The organism is Marinifilum sp. D737, assembly GCF_026672275.1.
GTDB lineage: Bacteria > Bacteroidota > Bacteroidia > Bacteroidales > Marinifilaceae > Marinifilum.
Window position 1 is genome coordinate 270,245 of sequence record NZ_JANQCD010000001.1, and the last position, 23,841, is coordinate 294,085.

Genomic DNA, 23,841 nt, shown 5'->3' on the forward strand with positions numbered 1-23,841 from the left:
AGATTGTTCTTTTATTTCTTTCGTGCAATTCTAATATAATCGAAATCTGTATATATTCCAATAGTTCAATATTTCTTAAAACAAAATTTCCCTTTTTAAAGTTCCTATTGTGCACGATGATTAATGCGATGAGGTGAGAGTTTTACCTCAATTGTCTTTTCACATTTTCCGGAATTAGATTTTGTAATCCTTTGGCTTGTGGCGAATTAATATCGATATATTTCCAATTGCTGGTATTTTTGCTGGCAATGGCAACCATAGATCGATGAGCCTTAATGGTAAATGAATTACTTTCTTCGTCGTACTTCACATTTTCTTTACCAAATTCTTGTTCGAATTTAGGTTGAACCAATGCTGATCCTTGCGACATTAAACCTGAAAGCCTCACTTTAACAATACCATAGTAATGAATCTTACAATATTTCTCGTTACCCGATTCAACAACATCGGAAATTCTGTTGATGGATTTAAAATCGGTAGTCATTTTAACACCCATATTGTCCATTCCTTGCATGAGCATGATCATATTGTCCTTGCTCATCATTTCAAAAATGCGAGGATACATCATTTCAGTAACAACGTCCCATTGTTTGTTGTTAAAAGCAGTGGTATAACTGATTAAATCTTTCTCGAAAGTATTCTTTAGGTTTTTCTGTGCAAAAGCACTGGTTAAAAGCAGAGATAGTATTGTTATTGCAAAAAAACGTTTCATGTTGTTATCTTTTAATTCGCTTGAATATAATAAAAAGGAGCGTGCAGCGGGACTTAAAAGATGTTAAAACTGCTAATTTAGAAGAGAAAGCTTTGTCAAAATAGGTAAGCTTATTGAGGTTTGGTCAGTAGAATTCTTGTCATTCAAATGAATGGATTTACACAAGATTGGAAACATTCATTCTTGCTATTTACAGGTTTATTCATCATATAAAAAACAATCTCAGCGACAATAAAAACAACCATTATGGCAGATAATAAAAGTTTCGGAGCTATAAAGACAAGAAAAAACGACCAATCCCATTAGGAATTGGTCGTTTTTCTATATGTCCTTTTGACGAGTTTATTCTAATCTCATCTTACAATTATTGGCACGAATATTCAATTTTGAGATTGATTTCTTAGAGCCAACTTTTCCTTTCGCAACGTAGGTATTTTTATCTGCAGTTTCTTCGTTCTTTAAAGTAAAATCATTCGAGTTGTCGAACTTCACCGATTTGTGATTGATTTCGTAATCAATGTTACAACCTTCCATAAAACTTAAGCCAATGTGGCCATATTTAGAATCAAGTTTAATGAAAGAGAACATGTTGTTAATGTTGAAAACATTGATGTGACCGAATTTTAATTCGTAGTCAATTTCATCACCCAATTGCGCAATTTCAAATTTTGTAAAGTTCGAAGTTCCGTATAGTGTTTCAATTTCTTTCACATCAAATTTATCGCGTACTGTTTTAATATTTAGGTTGTCGATTACTTGAATGGTGTATTCAGAATCGCGGCTTTCTCCTGAGATTTTATCGGCATTTTCAATTTTAAATTCAGAACCGGAAGCATCCAATTCTGTGTTTGCAAGCTGATTGATTTTTACGTTTACATTGGACAGCTTTAATCGGTTGGTACCATTTAAGCTATTGGCAGTAAAGTTTCCACCACTCTGATCCAGACTAAATTTAGCATCGTGATCATCCAGGAATACATCACCATTTTTCTGAATAATTTCAAGATGAACTGAAGCAGGCATTTGCACTGTGTACGAAATCTTAATTTTCCCTTTGTTGAACAAAGAGTTGGTCAATTTCTTTAATGAAAAGAAATCACCCAAAACAGTTTGAGCAACTAGCTGTTGGCCTCCCTCAGTAAAATCCACATTAATATTCTCAACCATGGTTTCATTTTTATCTTCTTTTGATCCGTCAACCGTGATTAAAACTTCGAAATGAATTTCATCTTTATCCCAATTTTTAATCTGTACTTTTCCGTAATGGGCATCTATTTTTAGGTTCTCAACAGACTTGAATATCTTGTCAATTTTCTTGTGTTTTGCTGCGTTAAGCGTTCCGCTTATCATGCAAACAGCTAGTAAAGCAAGTAATAATCGATACATATTGTGTGTTATTTAGTTTTATAATAATCTGAATTCTCTCAAAATTAATGGAATTAAAACTTTTTGTCTGATAATCGATGCGTATAAGTACGAATTTTAACAAAGATTAAGAGAAGAATGGCAAAAAACAGGCAAGTTCGACCAATGTAATCTCCATGCTCAGAATAAAAAGTTTTATCATTTAATAAACTTAGATTTCCGCTAAGTATTGTTTTGTTCCACCAACTTGTTTTAGCAATTATCGTGCCTTTAGAGTTGATATGAGCAGAAATTCCATTGTTTGCTACACGAATATAATCGCGACGAGTTTCAATGGCTCTAATTCTGCTAAAGTTAAAATGATGCAGGTAACCAGGAGTATTTTTCCACCAGCCATCGTTGGTAATCATGCAAATAAATCCAGGTATTTCAGGAATACGCCTTGCACAGTAATCTCCAAAAATAGATTCGAAACAAACCACAGGCACAATTGCAGTTGAATCGGCCATAAAGTAATCCGTTTCATTTCTACTGCTGTAAGTTCCATTGTAACCACCTATTTCGAGAGAATATTTGTTTAAGAACCCCAGGTATTTATCGAAAGGAATTCGTTCGAACATGGGAACCAATTTGGTTTTGTGATAGAACTGTGGAACAGAATTGCTGATAAAAAGTGCTGAGTTGAATGATTCATCATCAATCTTACTGTGAACTCCAATCAGGAAATTTGTTTTTGGATATTTTTCTTTTAAGGCTGTTATTTGTTGGTAATAAATAGATGAATCAGACTGTTTTTCATTAATTGCCTGAAGAATTAATGTTTCTGGTCCGAAGAGGTAATCAGGTTGAAATGTTTTGCAAACAGAATCGGCCAATCCTATAAATTCGTTAAAATGGATTGCTTGATTTTCAGGAACAAACTTCTCGGTATAAGGGTCGAGGTTGGGTTGAATCAAGACAAATGTGCGATTGCCTGAAATGTTTTTGGGTTTGATATCATTTTTAAAGGAAGAATATAGAAGAGGAATTCCAAACAAGATCAATAAGATGAATACTTGCGAATAGCGGAAGTCTTTTTCTCGTCGGATGATTTCAAAAACACAGTAATTGATGAGGATGACCCACAAGCTACCACCTCTGGTACCGGTATATTCATACCATTGTATCCAGGAAGGAGCCGAGGCAAATGCATTGCCCAGATTTAACCATGGCCAGGCCAAATCCCACTGTGTGTGAAAATATTCAAATCCTAGCCAAATAATCAGAAATGGGATAAGTATTGAAATTCGCATGGTATGCCTGGCTTTACTGATCAACCAAAATATCAGCGCAAGCAACATTGAATTAATTAAAATGATGAGAGTAACTCCTAAAAAATGTGCTTGGGCCACCCACCAATACGCCATTACATTCCAAATTGTAAAACTTAGAAATGTGTAGTTGAAAAGTAAATATGGATTGTGATGTTCTTTAAGCCTTTCCTCCAAAAATAGTAATGGAATCCATGCAAATAGTATCAGGAAAAAAAGAGATGGAATACAAAAAGGAATTCCAAGAAGGATTCCTGAACTTAAAGCAAGAAGAATATTTTTATTCACAATTATCGGTGTGTTAGGTTAACTCCCACTAAGATAATGATAATTGATGCGATTTGTGCCAATGAAATTTGATCTCCTCCGATTACAATTCCCCAAAAAATTGCCACTATTGGAATAAGATAGGCAATGGAAGCTGCAAAAACGTGCGACGATTGTTTGATGAGGCGATTGTAGCATATTACGCCTGCAAAAGTTAGTAAGGCAAGTAAAGCTAACATTAATGCACTGTTGGTAAAGTTTTCAGCTGCTAATGGTGCACTAAGATCCGTAAAAGCTAAGTAAGAACCTGCCATAGGTCCAACAAAAAGGAATGCCAAAGATGCAATTTCCGTACCCGTTAATTTTGGTAAGGCAAAGCTTATAAGGTTTATACTGGTAGCAACCGAAACCATTGCCATAAAAACATAGAAAATCCCTAGTAAATGGGTTGTTCCATGAGACTCACCAGAAAAGATGATGATTAGTGTTCCTGCGAAACCAAGTAAAATACCTCCGATTATTTTTATGTTGGTTTTGTTCTTAAATAATAGGATTGCCATTAATAAAGTGATTGTTGGCAGCATGGCAGTTAGCATACCAGCAATTGAAGAACTGATTAAGGTTTGAGCTTTAGCAAAAAAGTAGGAGGGACCAATGTTCCCAGTTAATCCTGATAATAGTAATGGAATAATATTATTCTTACCAAGCTTTTTTAAATTCTTAAATATTAATGGAAGAAACAGTAAAAAAGAAAGAAAAACCTGAAAAGCAGCAACCTGATCGTGGCTAAAACTTTTTAAGGCAATTTCCCTTAAAATATATGGGCTACCCCAAATGAATGATACCAATAAGAGTAAAAGCCAGTTGCTTTTTTTGTTTGATCCTTCCATAGATATTTAAGAGCTTGAAGTTATTCTTTTTCTTCCTCGAAAACTTTGTACTTCGCAGTTAAATCTGAAATTAACTGGCTAAAAGTTGTAACAGCAGCAATGGTTTCTTTCGAGATTTCTTTTTGTTGAAGCTTTAGCATTAAAATGCCATACAAAGCAGTAAGACAAACTTCAATGTCGTTGTTTTCTTCTTTTGCTTGAGATTTCTGGCGAAATTCAGAAATGTTACCAGCTGCTTTTTCGAATAATCCAATGTAAGCGGCGTCCTTTTTGTTATTCAAAAGGTGCATATGAAAATCGAATAGTTCATTTACATTGTTTTTTAGAATTTGCAAATGTCCACGTTCTTCAACTTTTTCAATTTTCATCATTTCAATCAAGTTTTCGTACCAGGCTCTAATTTCCTGATGCTTTTCATCATCTTGTTTGAACTGGGAAATGATGTTTTTATCAACAGCTTCGATGTCGAATTTATAAGCTCTTAAAATATCTTCAACTTGCCACATGTATAAAATGTACTCGGCCAAGTTGGTTTTTCTTTTTTCCTGTGCTATTATCATGATACGGTTATCAGTTATCAGTTAACAGTTGTTACTGCTCACTGTTCATTGTATTATCCTTTTTTCAATTTATCTATCAAACGGCGTTCTAATTTTGTAGGACGACCTGTTCCTCTTTGACGTTGTTCGAAGCCAAAATTTTTAGTGGCATTTAGCAAATCCAATTGGTCTTGTGCTGTGATGTCTTCAACAAAATCAACAGCTAATTTAGCCGACATTCTTTTGCCAGATATTGCTTTAACGCGATAACTTCGAATAATGGGAGGAACACGAATGTCGATTTTTTCGTTCAATTTTACTTCTCTCGAAGGCTTAATTGTAACGCCATCTATGCTTACCTTTCCTTTTTTACAGGCATCGGCGGCCATACTGCGTGTTTTAAAAATTCGAACTGCCCACATCCATTTGTCAACTCTTACCTTATCGTCCATATCTTGTGGTCTATTTCCCGTTTTTCTTGGTGTTATAAGCCGTCATGGTTCTTTGAATCCCAATTGTACTCATTCCTTTAATCATGTTGATACAGATTTTGTACAGCTCAGGTAGTTTTTCAGATTCTTCTTCGCTCCATTTTCCCAAAACATAGTCTACTTGCTGTCCTTTGTGAAAATCATCACCGATACCAAAGCGAAGGCGAGCATAGTTTTGATGACCTAGTGTTGCATTAATGTGCTTCAACCCGTTGTGTCCGGCATCACTACCTTTTGGTCTCAAACGCAAGGTTCCAAATGGTAAAGCAAGATCATCTACCAGGATCATCATGTTTTCAACAGGAATTTTTTCTTTCTGTAGCCAGTAGTTAACAGCTTTCCCACTAAGATTCATGTAAGTACTTGGCTTTACAAGAACATATGTTCTGCCTTTAAATTTATATTCACACATTGCTCCGTAACGAGCATCTTTAAATTCTATTTTTGCAGTTTCTGCAAGTGCATCCAAAATGCTAAAACCAATATTGTGTCGGGTGTTGTGATATTCTGCACCAATATTTCCTAAACCCACAACCAGATATTTCATTGGATCAAATTTTTTATCGCTATCAGAGGAATTTTCTTTCCCCAATAATTTTTTCAGGAACTGTATCATAACAAATCCAAAGTTAGAATAATTGTTTAAATCTAAGGATGTGTTCCGATATCAGAATTAAGCTTAAAACCTGAGTTCGATTAAAAATATCCATCACGGAAAGCCAGATTTATTTATGATTTGCATTAAAAAATCTGAAAGAATATCGGGATATTTTAAAGAGTTTTTAATGTGAAGATTGGATGAAGCTGACTTTTTCAAAGAATTTGACTGCTTTTGGCATAAATTCTCTCATATCCCCTAGAAATATCCCGATATTCCTTCGAAAATTTGAGAAAATTTCTACTCAAAACCAGTGCAAACTGTGATAATATTTTTAACCGAACTCAGGTTTATAAAAAACCTCCCAAACCTTTAAAGGTAGGGAGGTTATATTTTTTATCTGAGAATAAATTATTCTGCAGCAGCAGCCTGAGCAGCAGCACGAGCAGCTCTTGTAAGCTTAACTTGTACAACTACGGCGTTTTTAGCATTCAATAATTCTAGGTTATCGAAAGCAAGTTCTCTAATCTGAGTACTCTTACCAAGACCTAATTCAGTTACATCGATAGGTAAGAATTCAGGAAGATCTTTCATTAAACCTTTAACTTTTAGTTTTCTCAAGTTAACTGCCAATTTACCACCGGCCTGAACACCTTTCGCGAATCCTTCAACCTTAATTGGAATCTGAACTTCGAAAGCTTTGTCTTCGAATACTTGGAAAAAGTCAGCGTGAATAGCTTTATCAGAAGTAGCGTGGAATTGAACTTCTCTCATAACTGCAGTAAACTCTTTACCTTCGATATCGAATTTTACGATGAAAGTTTCTGGAGTGTAAAGCAATTTGTTGATGTCTTTCTCGCTAATTGCAAAGTGGATGTTTTCTTCACCACCGTACAATTCACAAGGAACCATTTCTTCTCTACGTAAAGCTTTAGTCGCTTTTTTTCCTAAGTCAGTTCTTAAAGAACCTTTTAATTCTAATGTTCTCATTTGAAAATAATTATTGTGCTACTCAATACCAATATCATCACCCGGTAAAAAGGTTCAATTAATATCCCATCACACGTTTATAATAATTTTACCTAAAATCGGCGCAAAGATAATAATTATAAAATAAAATTGGAACTGATTGATTCGCAATTGTAAACATTCAATATTGTTTTTGCGAAAATCTCAGCAATACTTAATGATTTAATCTTGCCAGATTCTTCTCTTAATGGAATTGAATTTGTGAAAATTACTTCTTCCAACGAAGAATTTTCGATTCTTTCGTAAGCAGGACCAGAAAGAACAGCGTGAGAAGCAATTGCTCTAACACTTTTAGCTCCTTTTTCTTTCAACATATCAGCTGCTTTGGTAATTGTTCCTGCTGTATCGATCATATCATCAACAATTACAACATTTTTACCATCAACTTCACCAATAGCTGTCATTTCTCCTACAACATTAGCTTTTTCTCTTCTTTTGTGACAAATTGCCATGTCAGCATGCAAATATTTAGCATACGCATGAGCTCTTTTACTACCACCCATATCAGGAGAAGCTACCACTAGATCATTAAGCTTTAATTCTTCTACATATGGAAGAAGAACTGATGAACCATAAAGGTGATCAACTGGTACATCAAAGAATCCCTGAATTTGATCTGCATGTAAATCCATTGTCATCACACGATCAACGCCTGCAGCCATTAAAAGGTTTGCCACCAATTTAGCTCCAATTGCTACTCTTGGGCGATCTTTTCGATCCTGACGAGCAAAACCAAAGTAAGGAATAACTGCACATACTTTGTAAGCCGAAGCTCTTTTTGCAGCATCAATCATCAATAGAAGTTCCATCAAATTATCAGTCGGAGGATAAGTTGATTGAACGATAAAAACATGAGCTCCACGAACTGTTTCTTCGTAAGCAGTTTCAAATTCTCCATCACTGAATCTAATAATGCTAGACTCTCCAACATTTAAACCTGCAGCTTCTGCAATTTTAGCAGCAAGGTGTTCGCTGTTCGAGCCAGCAAAGATTTTAATCGGGGCTTTCATTAAAGTATTATTTGTTTATAAATCAGATATGTTTTATTGTGCAAATTTAAAAAATATTGCCGCAAAAAAATGAATTAAATCCTTTAACAGCAAATATTTTGACCAATTGATTTCTATAGGGTTTACACCTACTTAAAATAAAAAGAAGATATCTTTAGCAGAGATCTTCCTTGAATTTATTTTACGGCATTATTCCCGTGTACTCTTAATTGTTTCTTCGATATAATTTAAAATTTCATCTTTGCCTAAACCATTAGATGATGAACTAATAAAATATGGAGGCATTTCTTCCCATGATTCCAGCATAAGCTTCTTGTATGCCTCTAGGTTTTCTGCAAGTTTACGTTTTGTTAGCTTATCAGATTTGGTAAAAATGATTGAAAAAGGAATTCCGTTAATACCTAACCATTCCATGAATTCAGTATCCTTTGCTTGTGGTTCGTGACGCGAATCAACCAGTACAAAAAGGTTTACCAAATTTGGTCTGCTCTCGATGTATTTAAATATTAATCTTGAAAAACGCTGTTTTGTGTTTTTGGCAACTTTTGCGAATCCATATCCTGGTAAATCCACCAAGTACCACTCCTTATTTATTAAGAAATGATTTACTAGTTGAGTTTTACCTGGTTTCGAAGATGTTTTTGCCAGGTTTTTATTATTGGTAATCATATTAATTAATGATGACTTCCCAACATTAGAACGCCCGATAAAGGCATACTCTGGCTTATCTGGTTTTGGACATTTTTTAACATCCGAGTTAGACATTACGAATTCTGCTGCAGTAATATTCATTGGTTCTCCGTTTTCGTGCGCAAAGGTATACAGATTCTTAAATTTTCCGAAATAAATTCATTCTTGTTTCAATTAAAATAAAGAACCTCTTCTCTATTAGGAGAGAAGAGGCCATTTTTATTTAATGAGTTTTACTTGATGTAAACTTCAAGAATTTCAGTTTTTCCCTTAGGGAAAAGAATAACATTTTCAAGTGCTGCTGGAATCAAAACAGTTTCACCTTTGGCAACTTCTGTTGTAATTCCATCTTCGCTTTCAATGGTAAAATCACCATCCAAGCACATGTAAATTACAAATGAGTCCAATTGAGAGTAATCTTTTTCAATTTGCTTATCGAACTCAAGTGTGTTGGTTGTAAAATACGGACAACGCACTAACTCTTTGGTCTTGTTGATTTCTGTTTCGTAATCAGTTTTGTATTTTTTCTCAAAACTATAATCGATAGCATCAACAGCCAGTTCAGTATGCAATTCTCTTGGATTTCCCTGATCATCGGTTCTGTTCCAATCGTACATACGATAGGTAACATCAGATGTTTGTTGGATTTCGGCCAATAAAATTCCTTTTCCAATGGCATGAACTCTACCTGCAGGAATAAAGAAACAACTTCCTTTTTTCACTGGTTCGTTGTTTAGGATTTCCTCCAGCTTGCCTTCTTCCAGTTTGGCAACATACTTTGCCTTATCCACTTCCTGATTGAAACCTACGATTAATTCCGATCCTTTATCAGCTTCAATCACGTACCACATTTCGGTTTTTCCAAAGGCATTATGTCTCTCTTTCGAAAGTTCATCATCTGGGTGCACCTGAATGGATAGTACATCATTGGCATCGATAAATTTGATTAGCAAGGGAAATTCCATTCCAAATTGGTCGTATACTTTATCTCCTACCAGGTCGCCCATGTACACTTCAATAAGCTCCTCAAGGTCGTTGCCAGCCAGATTACCATTGCTAACAACAGAAATATCTCCTTCAACTCCTGATATTTCCCAACTTTCTCCAGCATTTGGCAGAGGAGAGAAGTCTTTGTTTAAAACTGTTTTTAATTTGCTGCCGCCCCAAATTTTATCTTTTAGGATTGGCTGAAATTTTAAAGGATACAAACTCATTTTTGTACAATTAAATAATTTGATTGATGTTTATGTGGCTTTTGGGACTATTAAAATTCGTAGTCAATAACTTTTCGGTCAATTGCCATTTCCTTAATCACCTCAACTGCTTTCATATGATCCGGATGTTTAGCATATACCGATAAGGCATCCAGGTTTTCAATATCAACATTCACAATAAAATCATATGAAGCATCTGATTTTAATTGGTCGAAACCTATTTGTAAAAACTTGATTTCTGGAATTGTATTATCTAATCCGTCAAAGGCTTTTACTAATCTTTCCTGATAATTCTTCTCTTCTTGTTCAGACTCGAAAGCCTTGAACTTAAACATTGCAATGTGTTTGATCATCTCAATTCTTTTTTAAATAATTAGTAATTTGCTTGCCGAATTATTGCAAAAGTATCAATTTTGCAGCAAACATCTAAATATCATACAACATGTTGATTATTGGAATTGCAGGAGGTACCGGATCGGGTAAAACTACAGTTGTCAGAAAAATAATAGAGAAATTACCACAGGGTGAAGTGGCTGTATTGCCACAGGATTCTTACTATAGAGATAATGCTGATATGCCGCTGGAAGAGCGTCAGGAGATTAATTTTGATCATCCACGATCGGTTGAATTTGAGTTGCTGGTGGAGCACATTAAAAAACTTAAGAATGGCGAAGCAATTGATCAACCTATTTATTCTTACTTAACTTGTTTGCGTTCTGATGAAACCATTAAGGTAGAGCCTAAAGAGGTTGTGATTATTGAAGGGATTTTGGCTTTAACTCAACCAGAGCTTCGCGATTTAATGGATTTGAAAATATTTGTTGATTGCGATGCTGATGATCGATTGAATCGTGTGATCAAGAGAGACATTGTTGAAAGAGGAAGATCGGTAAATAAAGTGTTGGATCGTTACGAAAAAACGGTAAAACCAATGCATTTGCAGTTTATAGAGCCATCAAAAAGATATGCTGATATTATTGTTCCCCAAGGAGGAAATAACATAGTTGCCATTAATATTCTTACTCATTTTATAGAGAAGAATTTGATTGTAAAACTATAATTGTTAATAAGATATTGAGAGGAGGCTTTGTTTAAGTCTCCTTTTTTTATAACTTTTCACTTTGTTTATGATAAGTCGTTACCATGCTTAATAAAATTAAAGCCGACAGTTTACTTTTTATTGATATAGAGACTGTTTCAGGAACAGAAGATTTTGAGCAATTATCGCCAAAGCTTCAGGATTTATGGGAAAAGAAATCCAATTACTTCAGAAAAGAAGATGAATCAGCTGCTGATGTTTATCAGCGGGCTGGAATATATGCAGAGTTTGGAAAAATTGTGTGCATATCAACAGGAATGATTACTTACAAGGAAGGCGGACGCAAATTTGTGGCCAAGTCTTTTTATGGAGATGATGAGCGATTATTGTTGGAGGAATTTGCAGATATGCTTACTCGATTTTGCAGTAAACCTTATCGAAACCTATGTGCTCACAATGGGAAAGAATTTGATTTTCCGTATATCGCTCGACGCATGCTAATTAATGGAATAAACTTACCAGATATTTTAGATATTGCAGGAAAAAAACCATGGGAAGTGCAGTTTATTGATACCATGGAATTGTGGAAGTTTGGCGATTACAAGCATTACACCTCATTGGCCTTGCTTTGTGAGGTGTTTAATATTCCAACCCCAAAAGATGATATTGATGGATCGATGGTAGGAGAAGTGTATTGGAAAGATGGAGATTTGGAGCGAATTGCAATTTATTGCGAGAAGGATATTCTGGCAACTGCCCAATTGTTTTTACGATATCAAGGGGAAGATTTGATTCCGGAAGAAAATTTTGAAAGAATATTGTTGTAATAATCTTTGTTGTTATACAATAATTTGATTTTTTTCGTGTTTAACAATTCAATTAAAGAGTAACAATCTAAACCTGAAAATATTAATAGAATGAAGTATTCGATTTATAAAAAGCTGTCATTTGCCCTTGCTCTATTAGGAGCCTTTTCGTTGTTTTCGTGTGGTGGAAGTAGTGGTGGCGATGAGGAAGAATTTGAATTCAAACCATCTGACCTGACCAATAAGTATTGGTATGCGAATCCTTTTTTGTCGGGTGATTACAAGCGTGATGATGCACTTATTGTATATAGATTTGAAGGTGGAAATGTGTTGAAAAAGCAAGAGTTTAGCGGGCGTCGTGATGAAGTAGTTGGGGAATGGTCGTTAATAGATAACCAATTGATAATTGAAGATGAATCAATTGATCCAAATAACCGTCAGGAATGGTTTATTCAATCAAATTCAAAAAGTAATTATTTAAAACTGAATAGTTCAAATGGTTCAAGGGAGTTTTATACTGATATTGATGCCATTAATGATATTACCGCAGATGCCTATGTTGTGAACGAGTTGCGATTGGTTAATGGATCGTATGAATCTGATTATAAAATGGAGTATGCGGTTTATGGAGATCAATTAAGCCAGGTAAAGGTTTTGTCTGATGAATCAACTAGTTTCGATTTGGATGCGTTTGCCGATTTTAGGGGAGAGAAGGTTTATTACCTTAAAGAATCTGATCGAGATCATTATTTTGAAAACTTTACAGGAAATCAAACCGTGAAGTTTGTTGTTAAGGCTGATGGTGAGAATTATAAGTTGGAAGATCAGCTATATACATCTGGTATAAAAGCTTTGGATAATTTTTCTACTACAGCAACTCATGCAAGTCAGAGTGGTACTGTAAGTATCAATTGGAAAGCAATTGATGAGGATAACATTTACTACTATATTGAAATTTTGGACAAGAATAAAAATGAATATCTACCAAAATTTAGGAGTACCAGACAAACTGCAAGTGCAGGTGAGGAGAAAGAAATCGTAATTAATGCTTCAACTGCCAATGAATTGCAAACTTTGTCTGAATTGGAAGTAGGAGAGGATTATTATGTGAAGATTTCCGGTTTTAAATACGAAGATGATATTCATCCAGATAATAGCTCGAATAAAGAGATCAATATTCAGGCGGTTACCAGATACGTCTTTAAAGCTGGTGTTTGGTAGAATAAAGAGAAAAATAAACAAGCTCTTCCATTGGCGGAAGAGCTTGTTTCATGTCTTACTGTCATTGAATAATAGTAGATTTTATCTTTTGTGGAAAATTAATCCAGTACGAAATATTCAATGGTTTTAACCAGTAATCTGGCTTGTTCTGCATGAACCCAATGTCCAGCTTTTGGAACAGTGGTGATTTCGGCATAGGGAAAAATGGTTCTAATTAGCTGATGGTCGTCATCGGTAATGTAATTGGAATTTTCACCTTTTATAAATAGAACAGGAAAGCCTGTAATGCCTTTCCCTTTCTGAAACTTCTCCTTATCCATCCCATCCATAATTTGTGGTAAATACTTACTGATGGTTTTGATGTTTAATTTCCAAACAAACTCTTTGTTATCGTTTCGTTTTAAATTTTTCAGAAGAAATTGTCGTACTCGTTCGCTAGATATGTTTTCTGATAAATTTTGATCGATTTCCGTTCTGCTTTTGTGTGCTGATAAATTAAAATTCAACATTGCCGACACGATATTTTCATGATCGATGGTTTGTGGAGCGTAATCAGAAATTTTCGTGTAATTTTTTGGAGCAATATCGACTACAATCAAATTGTTTACCCTTTCAGGATAATCAGCAGCAAAAAACATTACGGTTTTTCCTCCCATTGAATGTCCTAAAAGGCTAGCCTTTTCAATTTTGTGATCATCCATAAACTCCAGTAAATCTTCTTTCAGGTCCTCGTAGGTATGCGAATCGGAATGAGGGGAAGCTCCATGATTTCTTTGATCTAGAATAAATACTTCGAAATGCTTGCCTAATTCTTTGGCAACGCTCAACCAGTTATCCGAAGAGCCATATAATCCGTGAACAATGATTAATGGATATCCTTCTCCAACTTTTCTATAATTCAACTTCATAGAGTAAAGATATAACAGATAATTAGATTGCAAAAAGAAAGGGTACCATGCTGGCACCCTTCAAAAAATATATCTTGTAAATATTATTTAAGACATTTTTTATACATCTGTACTGTGTTTTCTAGGCCAAAATACAATGCATCAGAAATTAGAGCATGACCAATTGAAACTTCGGCCAAATTTGGAATTTCTTGATAGAAATATTGAAGATTTTCCAAACTTAAATCGTGACCTGCATTAATTTCAAGACCTAACTCGTGGGCTTTTTTTGCTGCAGCAACAAATGGGCGAATAGCGGCTTCTTTATCTTCTGGATATTCAGTAGCGTAAGGCTCCGTATACAATTCGATACGGTCAGTTCCTGTTGCTACAGCACCTTCAACATTGGCTAAATTGGTATCAACAAAAATTGAGGTTCTGATTCCTGCAGTTTTAAATTGAGAAATAATTTCAATTAAAAGATCTTTGTTCTTTACTGTATCCCACCCTGCATTTGAAGTAATGGCTTCTGGTGGATCAGGAACTAAAGTTACCTGCTCTGGTTTTACCTCAAGAACTAAATCGATAAAATCTTGCGAAGGATATCCTTCAATATTGAATTCGGTAGTTACCAATGGTTTTAAGTCTCTAACATCTTGATAACGAATATGTCTCTCATCTGGACGTGGATGAACAGTAATTCCTTCAGCACCAAAACGTTCGCAGTTAACAGCTGCTTCGCAAACATTAGGAGTATTGCCACCGCGGGCATTTCGTAATGTCGCAATTTTGTTTATATTTACACTAAGTCTAGTCATTTTAATAGAATCTTAATTGATTAAAATGTAAGGTAAGCGCAGTTTAAAAATAGTAACTCATTTACCTATCGGCAAAAATAAAAGTAATTCCTAGAAAAACTATTTATGATCGCAAAAGATTTAATTTCTGATGTAGTTCCTGTTTTAAGGGAAACGGATACTGGTATTCAGGCACTAAACTGGATGGAGATTTTTCGTGTATCTCATTTGCCTATTGTGAAAGGAGATGAGTTTTTAGGCTTAATTTCGGATAATGATATCTATGATCTAAATCAGGCTGAGGAGCCAATAGGAAAACAAAAGCTGTCTTTGTTTAGTCCATATGTAATGGAAAATCATCACATATATGATGTGATTGAAATTATATCACGACTTAAACTTACCGTAATTCCAGTTTTAGAAGACGAAAAAACGTATGTAGGATTAATTACGCTTAATGATTTAATGCAGTACATTGAAAGGATTTATTCCGTTCGAGAGCCAGGAGGAATTATTGTGTTGGAGCTTAATTCTATTGATTATTCCCTTAGTGAGATTTCAAGAATTGTTGAGAGTAATGATGCCAAAATCTTAAGTCTGTACGTAAAGTCTGCGACTGATTCCAGGAAAATAGAACTCACCATAAAAATAAATCGTAGCAACTTAACCTCAATAATTCAGACTTTTTTACGTTACGATTATACAATAAAGACTACTTATGTGCGTGAAGATGATATGAAGGACATGTTAGAGGATCGGTACAATTCATTCATGCGATTCCTGAACATCTGATTAAATCTTCAAATCTTTATTGAATTAAGTTTCCCGAACAGGAGAAACTTTTATATTTGCTTTTACAGACATTGAATGCTTTTAGGTATTAAATTGTCTGTGGAAATCAATAAAACAAACACAAATTAGATGAAAATAGCTCTTTTTGGTCGACTTTTTAATGAAAGTTTCACCGATAGCTTTAAACTCATGTTCGATGAGTTTGCCAAACACAATGTGGAGGTAGACATATACGAACCATTTTACGATTTTTTAATTCGTGAAATCAATTTTAAACCACCCGTTAATGGTTATTACAAGGGGTGTGATGATTTGAATAAAGATGTAGATTTTGTTTTCTCGATTGGAGGAGATGGAACTTTCCTTGAAGCGGTAACTATTGTGCGAGATGCGGGAATTCCAATTGTAGGGATCAATAGTGGTAGGTTAGGCTTTATGGCCGATATTGCGCAGGATGAAATTCCACAGGCATTATCTGACATTTTTGAGGGGAATTATACCATCGAGGAGAGGAATTTGCTTCAGCTGGAAACCTCAAAAAATGGATTGTTTCCAGAATTTAACTATGCACTTAACGAGTTTACTGTGCATAAAACAGATACAGCTTCGATGATTACCATTCATACGTATCTGAATAACGAATATTTGAATTCCTATTGGGCTGATGGTTTAATTATTGCTACACCAACAGGTTCAACAGCATATTCATTAAGTGTGGGTGGACCTATACTAGTTCCTAATACTCAGAATTTTATTATTTCTCCAATTTCGCCTCATAACTTAACGGTTCGTCCTATTGTAGTGCCAAATTATCATGAAATTACTTTGAAGGTAGAAGGGAGAAGTGATAGCTATTTAGCTTCCTTGGATTCTCGTTCGTGTACATTTGATTCTTCAATTGAACTTAAAATAAAAAAATCAGATTTTAAAATTAGAGTTTTAAAATTGAAAACTCACAGCTTTTACGGAACCTTGCGCAATAAGCTAATGTGGGGCGTTGATAAACGTAATTAATAATCTAAGTGATACTGTTTTTCATTTTAACAAAATTTAACTCGATAGGCATTATATTTTACCCCTGAAATAAGGATTTTTAAGATTATATGTTACTTTTGTAGCTTGTGAATGAAATTTGGGAGAATACATCCTGTTTTAACAGGGCTTTAAAGCGATATGCGATGCTCTCAAATCAATTTTACAGGTGAAAAACAAACTTGTTTTTATGCGCAGACTGATTTTTGGTATACTTTTTTTTGTCGTTTGTAATTCGGCATTTTCACAAACCAAAGCAGAATTAGGTTTTTTTGGAGGAGCAGCCTATTATATGGGCGATATTAACCATACCTATCATTTCTATTCAAGTTCTGTTGCGATTGGAGGGATTTATCGGTACAACTTTAATACCAGGTATTCTTTAAGAGCAAGTATGTTGTTTTCTGGATTAAAAGGAGAAGATAGAGATTTTAAGAATCAATATCAGCAAAACAGAGGAGCTTCTTTTGATACTGATGTGGTTGACCTGTCTTTACAAGCAGAATTTAATTTTCAACCATTTTGGTCTCCGGGAAAATCAAGAACCAAAAAGTTGGTTCCTTATGTGACGGCAGGTATAGGCTATATCGCACCAAGTAGTACCGAGTCATCCTTTACCATCCCAATGGGAGCAGGATTTAAATATAACCTGGGAGGAAGATGGACTGCGGCCTTAGAGTGGAGTTTTAGGAAAACATTCACCGATAATTTGGATCACTTGGATGATCCTCATAGTTTAAACAAAAGCAATTTAATGCACAATAACGATTGGGCATCCTTCTTTGGAATCATGTTTAGTTATAAACTGTTTCCAGATAATGAAGAATGTCATTCATACGGTCGACTTGTTAAGTAATATATGTCATTCAAAGAAAAGATTATAAAAGAAAAGTTGCCTTCACATTTGGCAATAATTATGGATGGTAATGGTCGCTGGGCAAAAATGCGTGGCGAGCATAGAATTGTTGGCCATCAGAATGGCGTTGAAGCGGTAAGACAAACTGTCGAAGGAGCCGCAGAATTAGGAATATCTTACCTAACCCTTTATGCATTTTCAACTGAAAATTGGAATCGCCCACAAGATGAAGTTCTAGGCTTGATGTCTTTATTGGTTGAGGCTATTGAGAATGAAACTCCAACTTTAATGAAGAACAATGTTCGATTAAAAGCCATTGGGAATCTTAATAGTTTGCCAGAGGAGGTAAGAGAAAAATTGAATGGTACCATCAATACAACATCGGTAAATACTGGATTGACTTTGGTTTTGGCCTTGAGTTATAGCTCGAGGTGGGAAATTGTGAATGCGGTTAAAATGATTGCCGATAAAGTGGCTGATGGGGAAATGTCTTCAGAAGATATCGACGATTCAATTTTTGAAAATCACTTGACAACAGCTGGCATTCCTGATCCTGAGTTAATGATTAGAACCAGTGGGGAAACAAGAATTAGTAATTTCTTGTTATGGCAATTGGCTTACGCCGAATTGTATTTTACCGAATTGTTTTGGCCTGATTTTGATAAGGAGGAATTGTACAAAGCCTTGTATAATTATCAGAACAGAGAACGAAGGTTTGGTAAAACAAGTGAACAGTTAACAGATAATTAAGAATTAACCATTATAAGCTAAGTAATGATTAAACGATTAACTTTTATTTTAACCCTTTTTATAAGTTTTGCTGCCATAGCGCAGGAAACTGATACGATTTACAATCCAGCTCTTTACTACAACTCCCCTAAAACTTACGAGTTAGGTGGGGTAACAGTTTCAGGAGTAAAACACTTGGAAACTAACGTACTCGTACAAATATCAGGATTGCGTGTTGGATCTCAGCTAGAAGTGCCAGGAGATAAGGTTACTAAGGCAGTTAATAAACTGTATAAACAAGGTTTGTTTTCTGATATTCAGATTACAGCAACAAAGTTAATTGATAAGAAGATTTATTTAAACATTCACTTGCAAGAGAGACCTAGATTATCCGAGGTAAATTATAATGGTACCTCTAAAAGTGAGACCAATAAAATTAAGGAGAGGTTAAAACTTCAGAAAGGAACTCAGGTTACCGATTATATGATATCAAACATTAATACCATTGTTGAGAACTATTTTAAAGAAAAAGGATTTTACAATGTTGATGTTAATGTACTACAGAGAGATGATCCAAATGAGGCAAATAGTGTGATTTTGGATATCAATATGGATAGAAATAATAAGATTAAGATCAAGAATATCTTTATTGAAGGTAATGGTGCTCTTTCTGATAAAAAGGTAAAGAAAGCCATAAAGGGATCTAAAGAAAAACGATTAAGAAACTTCTTTAAATCATCCAAGTATATCGAAGAAAAGTGGTATGAGGATAAGATTGGCTTGATTACAAAATATAATGAAGAAGGTTATAGAGATGCGATGATAATTTCTGATAGTATTGAACAGGTGTCTGAGGACAGAGTTAACCTGTATTTAAAACTAAAAGAAGGAAATCAGTATTTCTTTAATGATATTACTTGGGTAGGAAATACTGTATACACCAATTATGACTTGGATAGAGTTCTAAAGGTGAAGCAAGGTGATGTATATAATCAGAGTTACTTGAATGAACGATTAAGAGAAGATGATGATGCGGTAAGTAATTTGTATTTGGATAATGGATATCTGTTTTTTAATGTAAATCCTGTTGAAAGGGTAATTGGGAAGGATTCGATTAATATTGAAATGCGAATGGTTGAAGGTAAGCAAGCTACAATTGATCGTGTTAATATTGTTGGTAATACTAAAACTCATGAGCATGTAGCTCGAAGAGAGTTGTATACTTATCCTGGTGAATTATTTAGTAAGTCTGATATAATCCGTTCTGTGCGAGAGTTAGCACAACTTGGTCACTTCGATCCTGAGGCGATTAATCCTGATATAAAACCGCATCCGGAAAGTGGAACGGTTGATATCACATACGAGTTGGCTGAAAAGGCAAATGATCAAATTGAGCTTTCAGGAGGTTGGGGTGCTGGTATGATTATTGGTACTGTAGGATTAAGATTCTCAAATTTCTCTATAAGAAATATCTTTAACAAAGAAGCCTGGAGTCCACTACCTACTGGTGATGGTCAAACATTAAGTATTCGTGCACAAACAAATGGATCTTATTATAACTCATATAGTTTGTCATTTACAGAGCCGTGGTTAGGTGGAAAAAAACCTACCTCATTGAGTACGTCGATTTATTATTCGCAACAAACAGGCTTTAATCGTAATGCATATTACTATTCACAAGGTTCTGATCGATTTGATACGGGACAAAGTCAAAAGATTTTTGGTGCTAGTGTTGGATTGGCTCGTCGTTTGAAATGGCCAGATGACTATTTCTCTTTATACAACGAGGTAAGTTATCAGAATTTTAGACTAAAAAACTGGCAATATTACTTGATTTCGGATGGAACTTCAAACAACTTTAGTTTCACCACTACATTGTCAAGAAGCTCTATTGATAATCCATTATATACGCGTAGAGGATCTTCTTTCTCTTTGAGTTTGAAATTTACTCCTCCTTACTCTTTATTTGAGGATTTGGATTATAAGAGAGCTGCTGATGATGAAAGATATAAGTGGATAGAATATCACAAATGGGTGTTTAAAGGAAAGATGTATAAAGGCTTACTACCCAAAAACGACAAGTTAGTACTTTATACCGGAGCTGAATTTGGTTATCTCGGTTATTACGATAAAGACAAAAGATCACCATTTGAAGGATTTGAAGTAGGAGGTGATGGAATGTCTGGTTATAGCATGTATGGTAGCGATAATATTGGGTTAAGAGGTTACGAAAATGGTTCATTAACTCCAATTCAGGCTAACGGTAGAAGACTTGGAGGTAATATCTACTCTAAACTTACTGCAGAGGTTAGGTATCCACTATCATTAAGTCAATCAGCTACTATTTATGCACTGGCATTTGCCGAGGCTGGTAACGCCTGGTATGATTTTGAAGATGTGCAACCATTCAACCTGAAACGATCTGCTGGGGTTGGTTTAAGAATTTTCTTGCCAATGTTTGGTCTTCTTGGAATTGATTGGGCTTATGGTTTTGATGAAGCTAATCTACCAGGACAAAACGGTAGTCAGTTCCATTTTGTAATTGGTCAACAATTTTAACATATTTTAAGAGTTGAGTATTGACTACTCGTTTAATTTAGCTTAATTTAGAGTTTGTTTGTAAAAAGCTTTTATATGAAACGAATCATCTTATTGATAATCGTATTGGTAGTTTGTTTGGGAGATGTATATTCTCAACAACGCTATGGATTTGTGGATACAGAATACATATTGAATAAGATACCTGATTATAAAAATGCACAGGAGCAATTGGATCAATTTTCCCAAAAATGGCAAAATGAAATTGAAGGTGTTGCTGCTGAAATCAAAGATTTACATACAAAGTATAGAGCCGATGAGGTTTTTCTTTCATCAGAAATGAAAGAAAAAAGAGAAAAAGAAATTCATGATAAGGAAGTATTAGCTCAAAAATTACAGCAAAAATACTTTGGACGAAATGGAGAGCTCTATAAAAAAAGACAAGAATTAATGAAGCCTATTCAGGATGATATCTATGAGGCAATCAAGGAGATAGCGAAGTCTGGAAGTTATGGTATGATTATTGATCGTGCTAATGGGCCAACAATCATATACAGCAATGCAAAATTTGATTTAAGTGATAAGGTGCTGTATAAATTGGGTATAAGAACTAAATAAATATCAAATAAAAACTAACTGAGTATACTATGAGACAATTTTTAAAAGTAACATTAGTAGCCACTTTCCTTCTTACAGGAGCTAACTTATTTGCACAAACTGTAAAATTAGGACATATTAATTCAAATGAATTATTGTCTATAATGCCAGAAAAAGAGCAAGCTCAAAAACAAATTCAAGCAAAAGCTGAAGAATACGATAAGCAAATTCAGGAAATGAAAGCTGAGTATCAAAAATTAGCTCAGGCATATATTGCAGACAGAGAAACTTTAACAGAGGCCGTTAGAGCAATTAAGGAAAAGGAAATTCAAGAACTTCAAAATCGTATGCAAACTTTTGATGGTTTTGCACAACAAGAACTACAAAAAACGCAGAATGAGTTATTGAAACCGATTTTTGACAAAGCATCTAAAGCAATAAAAGATGTTGGAGCTGAAAATGGATTTACTTATATCTTGGATATTAGCACAGGTGTTATCTTGTTTAATTCGGATAATAGTATTGATGTTATGCCATTGGTAAAAGCTAAATTGGGCCTTCAATAGATATTCTTGTCAAGATATTATAGAGAAAGGTGGTATTTTAATACCACCTTTTTTATTTTTACCAATCGTGATATCGTAAAAAAACAATTGCATGAATAATAATAGGCAAGCTATAGGTGTATTTGATTCGGGATACGGAGGTCTAACTATTTTAAATGAATTTTTAAAAGAATTACCAGAATATGATTTTATCTACCTGGGAGACAATGCACGAAGCCCTTATGGAACAAGATCCTATGATGTGGTGTATGATTATACATTGCAAGCAGTGGAGCAATTGTTTTCTATGGGCTGTGAACTGGTGATACTGGCTTGTAATACTGCCTCGGCAAAGGCACTTCGAACAATTCAGCAGTGCGATTTACCAAAGATTAATCCCAATAAACGAGTTTTAGGTGTTATAAGACCCAGTGTTGAGGAGATTGGATTGTTAACTGAATCGAAGCATGTTGGTGTTTTTGGAACAGTAGGAACTGTGCGTTCAAATTCTTATCCTTTAGAAATAAAAAAACTATTTCCAGATATAAAGGTGATACAGGAAGCTTGCCCAATGTGGGTTCCTTTGGTAGAAAATAATGAGTTTCACACCGAAGGGGGGCGATATTTTATTAAAAAGAATATTGATAATATTTTAAAAAGAGACCCTGAGATAGATACCATAATTTTAGGTTGTACTCACTATCCATTATTGAGGGAGGAAATCCGAAAATTTCTTCCCGATAACATTCAGCTAATTTCCCAGGGTGAAATTGTAGCGAATAGCTTAAAAGATTATTTGGTCAGGCACCCGGAGATGGATGTTAGATGTTCAAAAAACTCAGCAATTGAGTTCTTTACAACAGAGTTTGTTGATAGTTTTGAGGAGAAAGCAAGCAGGTTTTTAAATCTTAGCCTGAGAGCCAGACATATATCATATTAAACAGAAGCTTTCATAATGAAATGTAAATCATCAACTGAAATAAAAGTTTTCGTATCCTGATAGCTATCGGGAGTGTAAAGGTGGAATTAGAATTATGCTTCGGTGCATCATTTTATTATCCATTGAATTTCAGAACCTTTCTACTATTAAAACTTTACAAGACTTTCTAAAAAAAAAATAGCCTTCATGTATGTGAAGGCTATTTTTTTTAGAATAAATCTGTACTATTCGATTGTCTCTTCGTCAGTCTGATACCAGCTTGCGTACATGGCATAACTGTTTGCTATTCTATTAATTTCACCTTCAAGAAGTTCAGGGCTGATCTCTTTTATTTTCTTAGCAGGAGAACCAGCATAAACACTACCTGATTCTACGTGAGTTCCTTTTGTAACAACTGCACCAGCAGCAATAATTGAATTACTTTCAATTACAGCATCATCCAATACGACGGCTCCCATACCAATTAATACATTGTCTTTAATGGTACAACCATGTACAACTGCATTGTGCGCAATGGAAACATTATTTCCAATATTGGTTGGTGATTTTTTATAGGTAGCATGTATGGTAGCATTGTCTTGAACATTTACATTGTTCCCAAGCTTAATGTAATGAACGTCTCCGCGAAGAACGGCACTATACCAAATGCTACAATCGTCTCCCATTTCAACATTTCCTATGATAGCTGCATTTTCGGCAAGAAAGCAGTTTTTACCAAATTTTGGTGATTTTCCGTTTAAATCTCTAATAATAGCCATTCTTATTTAGTTTGATTATAAATACAAATATAATCAAAATAAAATCTGATACTTAAAGCAAGCGTATGTTGTAAAAAAAAGTTATGCAAACGATAGCGTAACTGCAAAGATTATCAATTAAATATGAGTTTTGTTAATTAAAATCAATCTTAATAAAGAGCGAATAAAAGTTATTGTTTATTCATTAGT

Annotated in this window: 26 protein-coding genes; 11 read left to right on the forward strand and 15 right to left on the reverse strand. The window is 34.6% G+C overall.

Going from position 1 to position 23,841, the window contains the following annotated elements; genetic code table 11:
* Positions 1-142 precede the first annotated feature (142 nt).
* From NQ163_RS01325 to NQ163_RS01380, 12 genes are all read right to left on the reverse strand, one after another.
* Positions 143-712: a hypothetical protein gene (locus tag NQ163_RS01325; protein WP_268188513.1), complete on the reverse strand. Its 570-nt coding sequence runs from the start codon at positions 710-712 to the stop codon at positions 143-145.
* 342 nt (positions 713-1,054) lie between these two features.
* Complete coding sequence (locus tag NQ163_RS01330; protein ID WP_268188514.1) at positions 1,055-2,098, reverse strand: hypothetical protein; 1,044 nt, start codon at positions 2,096-2,098, stop codon at positions 1,055-1,057.
* A gap of 53 nt (positions 2,099-2,151) precedes the next feature.
* Positions 2,152-3,675, reverse strand: a complete 1,524-nt coding sequence (lnt, locus tag NQ163_RS01335; RefSeq protein WP_268188515.1) for an apolipoprotein N-acyltransferase — start codon at positions 3,673-3,675, stop codon at positions 2,152-2,154.
* Positions 3,676-3,677: 2 nt separating this feature from the next.
* Positions 3,678-4,544, reverse strand: a complete 867-nt coding sequence (locus NQ163_RS01340; RefSeq protein WP_268188516.1) for a DMT family transporter — start codon at positions 4,542-4,544, stop codon at positions 3,678-3,680.
* A gap of 20 nt (positions 4,545-4,564) precedes the next feature.
* A complete protein-coding gene (locus NQ163_RS01345; protein ID WP_268188517.1) occupies positions 4,565-5,104 on the reverse strand; it encodes a DUF4924 family protein in 540 nt (179 codons plus the stop codon).
* Positions 5,105-5,157: 53 nt separating this feature from the next.
* Complete coding sequence (locus NQ163_RS01350) at positions 5,158-5,535, reverse strand: RNA-binding S4 domain-containing protein (protein ID WP_268188518.1); 378 nt, start codon at positions 5,533-5,535, stop codon at positions 5,158-5,160.
* Between the two features lie 10 nt (positions 5,536-5,545).
* Positions 5,546-6,121, reverse strand: coding sequence for an aminoacyl-tRNA hydrolase (pth, locus tag NQ163_RS01355; protein ID WP_120239746.1), 576 nt, complete (start codon positions 6,119-6,121; stop codon positions 5,546-5,548).
* Positions 6,122-6,583: 462 nt separating this feature from the next.
* Positions 6,584-7,162 carry a 50S ribosomal protein L25/general stress protein Ctc gene (locus tag NQ163_RS01360; RefSeq protein ID WP_268188519.1) on the reverse strand — a complete coding sequence of 193 codons (579 nt, stop codon included), beginning with the start codon at positions 7,160-7,162 and terminating at the stop codon, positions 6,584-6,586.
* A gap of 116 nt (positions 7,163-7,278) precedes the next feature.
* The gene (locus tag NQ163_RS01365) at positions 7,279-8,211 is read right to left on the reverse strand and encodes a ribose-phosphate pyrophosphokinase (RefSeq protein ID WP_268188520.1); all 933 of its coding nucleotides are present in this window, start codon (positions 8,209-8,211) and stop codon (positions 7,279-7,281) included.
* A 189-nt stretch (positions 8,212-8,400) separates the two neighbouring features.
* Positions 8,401-9,003 (reverse strand): ribosome biogenesis GTP-binding protein YihA/YsxC, encoded by a 603-nt coding sequence (gene yihA, locus NQ163_RS01370; RefSeq protein WP_268188521.1) that lies wholly within the window; start codon positions 9,001-9,003, stop codon positions 8,401-8,403.
* Between the two features lie 131 nt (positions 9,004-9,134).
* Positions 9,135-10,115, reverse strand: a complete 981-nt coding sequence (locus tag NQ163_RS01375; RefSeq protein WP_268188522.1) for a type I phosphomannose isomerase catalytic subunit — start codon at positions 10,113-10,115, stop codon at positions 9,135-9,137.
* A 50-nt stretch (positions 10,116-10,165) separates the two neighbouring features.
* On the reverse strand, positions 10,166-10,468 hold the full coding sequence (locus NQ163_RS01380) for a Dabb family protein (protein ID WP_268188523.1): 303 nt from the start codon (positions 10,466-10,468) through the stop codon (positions 10,166-10,168).
* A gap of 89 nt (positions 10,469-10,557) precedes the next feature.
* Here NQ163_RS01380 and udk point away from each other — a divergent pair, with 89 nt between their 5' ends.
* From udk to NQ163_RS01395, 3 genes are all read left to right on the forward strand, one after another.
* Positions 10,558-11,175 carry a uridine kinase gene (gene udk / locus NQ163_RS01385; RefSeq protein ID WP_268188524.1) on the forward strand — a complete coding sequence of 206 codons (618 nt, stop codon included), beginning with the start codon at positions 10,558-10,560 and terminating at the stop codon, positions 11,173-11,175.
* A gap of 83 nt (positions 11,176-11,258) precedes the next feature.
* The gene (locus NQ163_RS01390; RefSeq protein ID WP_268188525.1) at positions 11,259-11,981 is read left to right on the forward strand and encodes a 3'-5' exonuclease; all 723 of its coding nucleotides are present in this window, start codon (positions 11,259-11,261) and stop codon (positions 11,979-11,981) included.
* 90 nt (positions 11,982-12,071) lie between these two features.
* Positions 12,072-13,181: a hypothetical protein gene (locus NQ163_RS01395; protein WP_268188526.1), complete on the forward strand. Its 1,110-nt coding sequence runs from the start codon at positions 12,072-12,074 to the stop codon at positions 13,179-13,181.
* Positions 13,182-13,279: 98 nt separating this feature from the next.
* Here NQ163_RS01395 and NQ163_RS01400 read toward each other — a convergent pair whose 3' ends face one another.
* Together NQ163_RS01400 and NQ163_RS01405 are read right to left on the reverse strand one after the other, a co-directional pair.
* Complete coding sequence (locus tag NQ163_RS01400; RefSeq protein ID WP_268188527.1) at positions 13,280-14,089, reverse strand: alpha/beta fold hydrolase; 810 nt, start codon at positions 14,087-14,089, stop codon at positions 13,280-13,282.
* A gap of 83 nt (positions 14,090-14,172) precedes the next feature.
* Positions 14,173-14,886, reverse strand: coding sequence for a pyridoxine 5'-phosphate synthase (locus tag NQ163_RS01405; RefSeq protein ID WP_268188528.1), 714 nt, complete (start codon positions 14,884-14,886; stop codon positions 14,173-14,175).
* A gap of 105 nt (positions 14,887-14,991) precedes the next feature.
* On the opposite strand from NQ163_RS01405, the gene NQ163_RS01410 reads away from it, so the two are divergent.
* The 8 genes from NQ163_RS01410 (at position 14,992) to murI (ending at position 22,894) form a co-directional block, all read left to right on the forward strand.
* A complete protein-coding gene (locus NQ163_RS01410) occupies positions 14,992-15,657 on the forward strand; it encodes a CBS domain-containing protein (protein WP_268188529.1) in 666 nt (221 codons plus the stop codon).
* Between the two features lie 129 nt (positions 15,658-15,786).
* Positions 15,787-16,671, forward strand: coding sequence for an NAD kinase (locus NQ163_RS01415; protein ID WP_120238614.1), 885 nt, complete (start codon positions 15,787-15,789; stop codon positions 16,669-16,671).
* Positions 16,672-16,879: 208 nt separating this feature from the next.
* Complete coding sequence (porG, locus tag NQ163_RS01420; RefSeq protein ID WP_268188530.1) at positions 16,880-17,545, forward strand: type IX secretion system protein PorG; 666 nt, start codon at positions 16,880-16,882, stop codon at positions 17,543-17,545.
* A gap of 3 nt (positions 17,546-17,548) precedes the next feature.
* Complete coding sequence (locus tag NQ163_RS01425) at positions 17,549-18,295, forward strand: isoprenyl transferase (RefSeq protein ID WP_268188531.1); 747 nt, start codon at positions 17,549-17,551, stop codon at positions 18,293-18,295.
* A 24-nt stretch (positions 18,296-18,319) separates the two neighbouring features.
* Complete coding sequence (gene bamA, locus NQ163_RS01430) at positions 18,320-20,833, forward strand: outer membrane protein assembly factor BamA (RefSeq protein ID WP_268188532.1); 2,514 nt, start codon at positions 18,320-18,322, stop codon at positions 20,831-20,833.
* Between the two features lie 75 nt (positions 20,834-20,908).
* Positions 20,909-21,430: an OmpH family outer membrane protein gene (locus NQ163_RS01435; RefSeq protein ID WP_268188533.1), complete on the forward strand. Its 522-nt coding sequence runs from the start codon at positions 20,909-20,911 to the stop codon at positions 21,428-21,430.
* Positions 21,431-21,459: 29 nt separating this feature from the next.
* Positions 21,460-21,975: an OmpH family outer membrane protein gene (locus tag NQ163_RS01440; RefSeq protein ID WP_268188534.1), complete on the forward strand. Its 516-nt coding sequence runs from the start codon at positions 21,460-21,462 to the stop codon at positions 21,973-21,975.
* Between the two features lie 91 nt (positions 21,976-22,066).
* Positions 22,067-22,894, forward strand: a complete 828-nt coding sequence (gene murI / locus NQ163_RS01445; RefSeq protein ID WP_268188535.1) for a glutamate racemase — start codon at positions 22,067-22,069, stop codon at positions 22,892-22,894.
* A 224-nt stretch (positions 22,895-23,118) separates the two neighbouring features.
* On the opposite strand, the gene NQ163_RS01450 is transcribed toward murI, so the two are convergent.
* The gene (locus NQ163_RS01450; RefSeq protein ID WP_268188536.1) at positions 23,119-23,652 is read right to left on the reverse strand and encodes a gamma carbonic anhydrase family protein; all 534 of its coding nucleotides are present in this window, start codon (positions 23,650-23,652) and stop codon (positions 23,119-23,121) included.
* Between the last annotated feature and the right edge of the window lie 189 nt (positions 23,653-23,841).

Bases quoted from the DNA above. Each gene is read 5' to 3' on its own strand.
- NQ163_RS01325 (WP_268188513.1), bottom strand. From the start codon at position 712: ATGAAACGTTTTTTTGCAATAACAATACTATCTCTGCTTTTAACCAGT.
- NQ163_RS01330 (WP_268188514.1), bottom strand. From the start codon at position 2,098: ATGTATCGATTATTACTTGCTTTACTAGCTGTTTGCATGATAAGCGGA.
- NQ163_RS01340 (WP_268188516.1), bottom strand. From the start codon at position 4,544: ATGGAAGGATCAAACAAAAAAAGCAACTGGCTTTTACTCTTATTGGTA.
- NQ163_RS01345 (WP_268188517.1), bottom strand. From the start codon at position 5,104: ATGATAATAGCACAGGAAAAAAGAAAAACCAACTTGGCCGAGTACATT.
- NQ163_RS01350 (WP_268188518.1), bottom strand. From the start codon at position 5,535: ATGGACGATAAGGTAAGAGTTGACAAATGGATGTGGGCAGTTCGAATT.
- pth (WP_120239746.1), bottom strand. From the start codon at position 6,121: ATGAAATATCTGGTTGTGGGTTTAGGAAATATTGGTGCAGAATATCAC.
- NQ163_RS01360 (WP_268188519.1), bottom strand. From the start codon at position 7,162: ATGAGAACATTAGAATTAAAAGGTTCTTTAAGAACTGACTTAGGAAAA.
- NQ163_RS01365 (WP_268188520.1), bottom strand. From the start codon at position 8,211: ATGAAAGCCCCGATTAAAATCTTTGCTGGCTCGAACAGCGAACACCTT.
- yihA (WP_268188521.1), bottom strand. From the start codon at position 9,003: ATGAATATTACTGCAGCAGAATTCGTAATGTCTAACTCGGATGTTAAA.
- NQ163_RS01375 (WP_268188522.1), bottom strand. From the start codon at position 10,115: ATGAGTTTGTATCCTTTAAAATTTCAGCCAATCCTAAAAGATAAAATT.
- NQ163_RS01380 (WP_268188523.1), bottom strand. From the start codon at position 10,468: ATGATCAAACACATTGCAATGTTTAAGTTCAAGGCTTTCGAGTCTGAA.
- udk (WP_268188524.1), top strand. From the start codon at position 10,558: ATGTTGATTATTGGAATTGCAGGAGGTACCGGATCGGGTAAAACTACA.
- NQ163_RS01390 (WP_268188525.1), top strand. From the start codon at position 11,259: ATGCTTAATAAAATTAAAGCCGACAGTTTACTTTTTATTGATATAGAG.
- NQ163_RS01395 (WP_268188526.1), top strand. From the start codon at position 12,072: ATGAAGTATTCGATTTATAAAAAGCTGTCATTTGCCCTTGCTCTATTA.
- NQ163_RS01400 (WP_268188527.1), bottom strand. From the start codon at position 14,089: ATGAAGTTGAATTATAGAAAAGTTGGAGAAGGATATCCATTAATCATT.
- NQ163_RS01405 (WP_268188528.1), bottom strand. From the start codon at position 14,886: ATGACTAGACTTAGTGTAAATATAAACAAAATTGCGACATTACGAAAT.
- NQ163_RS01410 (WP_268188529.1), top strand. From the start codon at position 14,992: ATGATCGCAAAAGATTTAATTTCTGATGTAGTTCCTGTTTTAAGGGAA.
- NQ163_RS01415 (WP_120238614.1), top strand. From the start codon at position 15,787: ATGAAAATAGCTCTTTTTGGTCGACTTTTTAATGAAAGTTTCACCGAT.
- porG (WP_268188530.1), top strand. From the start codon at position 16,880: ATGCGCAGACTGATTTTTGGTATACTTTTTTTTGTCGTTTGTAATTCG.
- NQ163_RS01425 (WP_268188531.1), top strand. From the start codon at position 17,549: ATGTCATTCAAAGAAAAGATTATAAAAGAAAAGTTGCCTTCACATTTG.
- bamA (WP_268188532.1), top strand. From the start codon at position 18,320: ATGATTAAACGATTAACTTTTATTTTAACCCTTTTTATAAGTTTTGCT.
- NQ163_RS01435 (WP_268188533.1), top strand. From the start codon at position 20,909: ATGAAACGAATCATCTTATTGATAATCGTATTGGTAGTTTGTTTGGGA.
- NQ163_RS01440 (WP_268188534.1), top strand. From the start codon at position 21,460: ATGAGACAATTTTTAAAAGTAACATTAGTAGCCACTTTCCTTCTTACA.
- murI (WP_268188535.1), top strand. From the start codon at position 22,067: ATGAATAATAATAGGCAAGCTATAGGTGTATTTGATTCGGGATACGGA.
- NQ163_RS01450 (WP_268188536.1), bottom strand. From the start codon at position 23,652: ATGGCTATTATTAGAGATTTAAACGGAAAATCACCAAAATTTGGTAAA.